3 protein-coding genes and 1 pseudogene are annotated in these 4,547 nt (G+C 41.9%); 3 read left to right on the top strand and 1 reads right to left on the bottom strand.

Going from position 1 to position 4,547, the window contains the following annotated elements; translation table 11 throughout:
* Window positions 1-110: 110 nt before the first annotated feature.
* The gene (locus CUU66_RS23705; protein WP_101645871.1) at window positions 111-1,142 is read right to left on the bottom strand and encodes an LLM class flavin-dependent oxidoreductase; all 1,032 of its coding nucleotides are present in this window, start codon (window positions 1,140-1,142) and stop codon (window positions 111-113) included.
* A gap of 230 nt (window positions 1,143-1,372) precedes the next feature.
* Between CUU66_RS23705 and CUU66_RS23700 the strand changes: the two genes are divergently transcribed.
* The 3 genes and pseudogenes from CUU66_RS23700 to CUU66_RS23690 all read left to right on the top strand — a co-directional run bounded on the left by CUU66_RS23700 (window position 1,373) and on the right by CUU66_RS23690 (window position 4,017).
* Window positions 1,373-1,963 (top strand): molybdopterin-dependent oxidoreductase, encoded by a 591-nt coding sequence (locus CUU66_RS23700; RefSeq protein WP_101645870.1) that lies wholly within the window; start codon window positions 1,373-1,375, stop codon window positions 1,961-1,963.
* A gap of 262 nt (window positions 1,964-2,225) precedes the next feature.
* Window positions 2,226-2,876, top strand: a pseudogene (locus tag CUU66_RS23695) (NAD(P)H-dependent oxidoreductase).
* Window positions 2,877-2,898: 22 nt separating this feature from the next.
* On the top strand, window positions 2,899-4,017 hold the full coding sequence (locus tag CUU66_RS23690; protein ID WP_101645869.1) for an NADH-dependent flavin oxidoreductase: 1,119 nt from the start codon (window positions 2,899-2,901) through the stop codon (window positions 4,015-4,017).
* Window positions 4,018-4,547: the final 530 nt, after the last annotated feature.

Here is a 4,547-nt window from a genome sequence, read left to right as displayed (position 1 = left end):
CGCAGGAGTCTCGCACCTTACGTTCCAATCAACCTGTTTAACAATAGGGTAGGTTCACCGAACGATTAAAAAACAACAATCTTTTAGAAAAGAGCCTTTTATTTTTATTTTCATTTTTTAAGAGAAGCAATTTCTGCTACTATTTCGAAGGATCTTAAGCGTGCTTGATGGTCGTAAATCTGTGCGTTCACCATCATTTCATCAGCTTGTGTCAAGTCTAAGAAATCCTGTAATTTTTCTGTAACGCCAGCATGGTCTCCAATAATGGAAGAACCTAATTGCTGCTGAAGGGCGGCTTCTTCATAAGGACTCCATAGCTCATCCATACTGTCTACAGGAGGCTGCAGCGGTACGGGATTATTCCTGATAAGATTAAGGAACTGCTGCTGCATGGAAGTTGCCAGGCGGCGTGCAACCTCTTCTGTATCTGCTGCAATTACATTTACACCAACCATTGCATATGGTTTATCCAAAACATCCGAAGGAGTAAAGCTTCTGCGGTATAAATCCAAGGCTGGGAGAGTATTATCCGGTGAAAAATGGCTGGCGAATGCAAATGGAAGCCCCAGCCTGCCCGCCAGCTGTGCACTGAAGCCGCTCGAACCCAGCAGCCACACAGGGATATTCTGGCCTTCACCTGGTATAGCACGGACATGCCTGCCGCCGACAGCTTCTGAACTTTTAAAGTAATTACGAAGCTCTTCCAATTGTTCCGGGAAATCCTGGCCATCGCTTCTGCGGTCGCGGCGAAGTGCATGGGCAGTCAGTTGATCAGTTCCTGGAGCCCGGCCCAGTCCTAAGTCGATACGGCCTGGATAAAGGGATTCGAGTGTACCAAATTGTTCAGCAATTACCAGCGGAGCATGATTGGGAAGCATAATGCCGCCAGAACCCACCCTGATTGTTTCAGTTCCCCCAGCAACATGCCCGATAACAACCGAGGTTGCTGAACTGGCTATGCCGGGCATATTATGATGCTCAGCAAGCCAATAGCGCGTATACCCCCATTTTTCAGCATGCTGTGCCAGGCTTAATGTATTCTTAAAGGAATCGGATGCCGTTCCGCCTGCCAAAATAGGGGATAAATCCAGTACGGAAAATTTAATATCACGCAGCTGTTTATGCTTTGTAGTTTCCTTCATTTATTTCATCTTCTTTCTATATATATTCATCGGTATACACAGGTCTTATACCAGGTCTATTCTAACAGCCTGAAGTTTTGTCTCAAAATATTATGTTTCGAAATCAATATAAAAGGAAAGGGGTACTAAGAATAGCCTTTAAATATTAGCTTATATTAATCCATACAAAAATATTTCTTCACAAATCGAAAGAGCGCAGGCAATAGCGTTTTATGAAAGGAAGGGAATAAATGGAAAATCAACTTCCGCCTGGACAGTTTGAGACAGAAAACTGGCCCATCCTCCACCAGGGTGATGTATATGAATTTAATGAAGATACCTGGAGATTCAGGCTATTTGGCAATGTGGATAAGGAGGCTGTGTTAACTTATGCCGACATGTTAAATCTCCCTACTACCATTTCTGCCATCGATATGCACTGTGTAACAACTTGGTCCAAATTCGGCACAGTTTTTGAGGGGATTGCAATGAGAGAATTGCTGAATCTCGTGGACATAAAGGATGGAGTTACTCATATTAAAGTGTATGGGTACTATAATGGTGATCCTTTTGGCTACTCAGCTAATTTACCGATTGAACCTTTAATGGGAGACGATGCTCTATTTATCTACCGCTGGAAAGATGAAAAACACGATTGGCAGGATATCACGCCAAAGCACGGGTACCCGCTCCGTTTTATACCCCCAGCCTCTTTCTATTTATGGAAGGGTACAAAATGGGCTACGGGCCTCCGCTTTATGAAACAAGATGAAGCTGGTTTCTGGGAAGAATTGGGTTACTCTATGACTGCGAATCCTTTTAAAGAGGAAAGATACAGATAAAGGCTGTAATGACTCCAAAGTCCAGAATATTTCATGATGTTCCATGTTACTGCCATGTGTTTTAGATTTAGTAGTGATCCTATTGTTTAAAGGTAATAGCATTTTTCAGAGGACCGAAAGCCACACTAATAATGTACCGGTTTACTTTAAGTCTATTTAGGGAAATACTGTCCCGTATAGTTGACTGGAATACTTTTCTCGACAAAAAACCAGTCTTCATTCTAATTTTTTAAGGAGAATACTCTTGGAAAATCACACAGCTATGAAACAACAACTTTTGGAAGCATTCCAATTCAGGCATGCAACAAAAAATTCAACCGCGAAAAAAAGATTTCAGATGAAGATTTTCAATTTATCCTTGACGCTGGAAGGCTCTCCCCAAACTCGGTTGGTCTTGAGCCCTGGAAATTCCTCATTATACAGGATATGAAATTAAGAGAAAAACTTCGAGAAGTTGCATGGGGAGCACAAGGTCAGCTTACAACTGCCAGTCATTTTGTAGTAATTCTGGCAAGAACGAATCTACGCTATGATTCAGATTACTTTATCAATCACCTTAGAAATGTGCAGAAAATGCCTGAAGACATTATCAAAGGTTTTTCTGAGAGATATCGTGATTTTCAACAGGAATTTTCATTTATTAGAGGACAAGCGTGCTATTTTTGATTGGTCGAGTAAGCAGACTTATATAGCTTTAGCAAATATGATGACAGCTGCTGCATTGATCGGAATTGACTCATGCCCGATTGAAGGATTTGACCCTGATGCTGTTAATCGGATACTCGAAGAAGAAGGACTTCTTGAAAATGGGGGTTTTAATGTTTCTTTTTGGGCGGCATTCGGATACCGTGCTGAAGATCCACATAGGCCAAAAACAAGAAACGACATGGAGAATATCGTTAAATGGGTGTAAAAATACAACTGGAGGAATCATCATGAACTCAAAATATGAACCACTTTTTCAAACTTTTACCCTTCCTAATGATGTGGAACTGAAAAATCGTATCGTTATGGCTCCCATGACTAATTTCTCGTCCAATGAGGACGGAACCGTTACCGAGCAGGAAGTAGAATATTATGTGCGGCGCGCAAGCGGTGTAAGTATGGTCATTACAGCATGTACATATGTGACTCCTAACGGAAAAGGCTTTCATGGAGAATTTGGGGCAGATCGTGATGAACTGATACCTAGCTTAAAGCAGCTTGCACAAGCCATTAAAGCAGAGGGGGCAAAAGCCGTCTTGCAAATCTTTCATGGCGGCCGTATGTGTCCCCCGGAACTCGTTCCTAACGGAGAAGTCGTAAGTGCAAGCGCAGTAGCAGCAGAAGGCGAAGGACATCCGGTGCCGCGTGAATTAAATAACCAAGAAATCGAGGATATCATAAAGGCGTTTGGAGAAACCACTCGCCGAGCTGTGGAAGCAGGATTTGACGGCGTTGAAATACATGGTGCTAATGGATATCTTATTCAACAATTCTTCTCACCACATTCAAACAGGCGCGATGACCGCTGGGGCGGAAGTTTGGAAAAGCGACTGTCTTTCCCGCTTGCAGTCGTAAGCGAAGTAAAAAAAGCGGCAGCTGCAGCAGCCCGCCCATTTATCGTAGGGTATAGATTTTCCCCGGAGGAGCCAGAAACTCCAGGGATCACCATGGCAGATACGCTGCAATTAATAGATGCTTTATCAGACCAAGGATTAGATTATCTTCATATCTCATTACAGGATTACACGTCCGTTCCGAGACGGGGAGTCGAAGATACACGTTCACGCCTTGAAATTATCCAGAAGCGTGCGGGCAATAAAGTTCCTGTAATTGGGGTAGGTTCAATCCTTACGGCAGATGATGCAATAAAAGCCTTCCAAACTGGAGTTCCACTCTTAGCATTGGGACGGGAACTTATTATGGACCCAGACTGGTTACATAAAATTGAACAAGGTAAAGAGGATGAAATAGTTACAAAAATTCTTAAAGATAAACAGCGGGAACTAGTTGTCCCTGATCCGCTCTGGCAGGCAATCGTCAATACGCCAGGCTGGTTCCCAGGTGTGTAAAATAACAAAAACTTCGTGGCGGGGCTAACAGTCACGAAGTTTTTTTGTTGATGTTTTGTTTGTGGTTAATCTTCTATAGAGAAAAACGACATTTTATTAATTATATAAACTTGTGTTACTTCTGTTGATGCGGGCTAATAATATAGCAGTAATTTTACCCGCTGTGTTTAAAAGCTAAGTAACAAGGGGTATATTTATAGAAGGGAGTCTTGCATACACAACCATTTTAGAACTATAAAAAACATATTGACCGAATGAACATCGCATGTTATTATTTAAAAGTTGCTCTTAACAAGCACAGACAGTCATTGCTAAAAAAAGTCGTTGACGTGTTCCTGAAAGTTGTGATATTTTAATTTAGCTGTCGTTGAGATACGCTGCTATTAATTACAATGATTGTTCTTTGAAAACTGAACGAAACAAGACGCCAGATATTTTCTCTATGAGAAAATAAAACAAGTTTTAAACTTTTAAGAGCTATATCAAACATTCTTCGGAGAGTTTGATCCTGGCTCAGGACGAACGCTGGC

The sequence above is a fragment of the Peribacillus deserti genome (assembly GCF_002863585.1).
In the GTDB taxonomy this organism is placed as follows: domain Bacteria; phylum Bacillota; class Bacilli; order Bacillales; family DSM-1321; genus Paraperibacillus; species Paraperibacillus deserti_A.
This window is presented reverse-complemented; position numbering and strand designations above follow the sequence as displayed.

Excerpts from the sequence above, each read along its gene's own strand:
- CUU66_RS23690 (WP_101645869.1), top strand. The coding sequence starts at position 2,899 with ATGAACTCAAAATATGAACCACTTTTTCAAACTTTTACCCTTCCTAAT.
- CUU66_RS23700 (WP_101645870.1), top strand. The coding sequence starts at position 1,373 with ATGGAAAATCAACTTCCGCCTGGACAGTTTGAGACAGAAAACTGGCCC.
- CUU66_RS23705 (WP_101645871.1), bottom strand. The coding sequence starts at position 1,142 with ATGAAGGAAACTACAAAGCATAAACAGCTGCGTGATATTAAATTTTCC.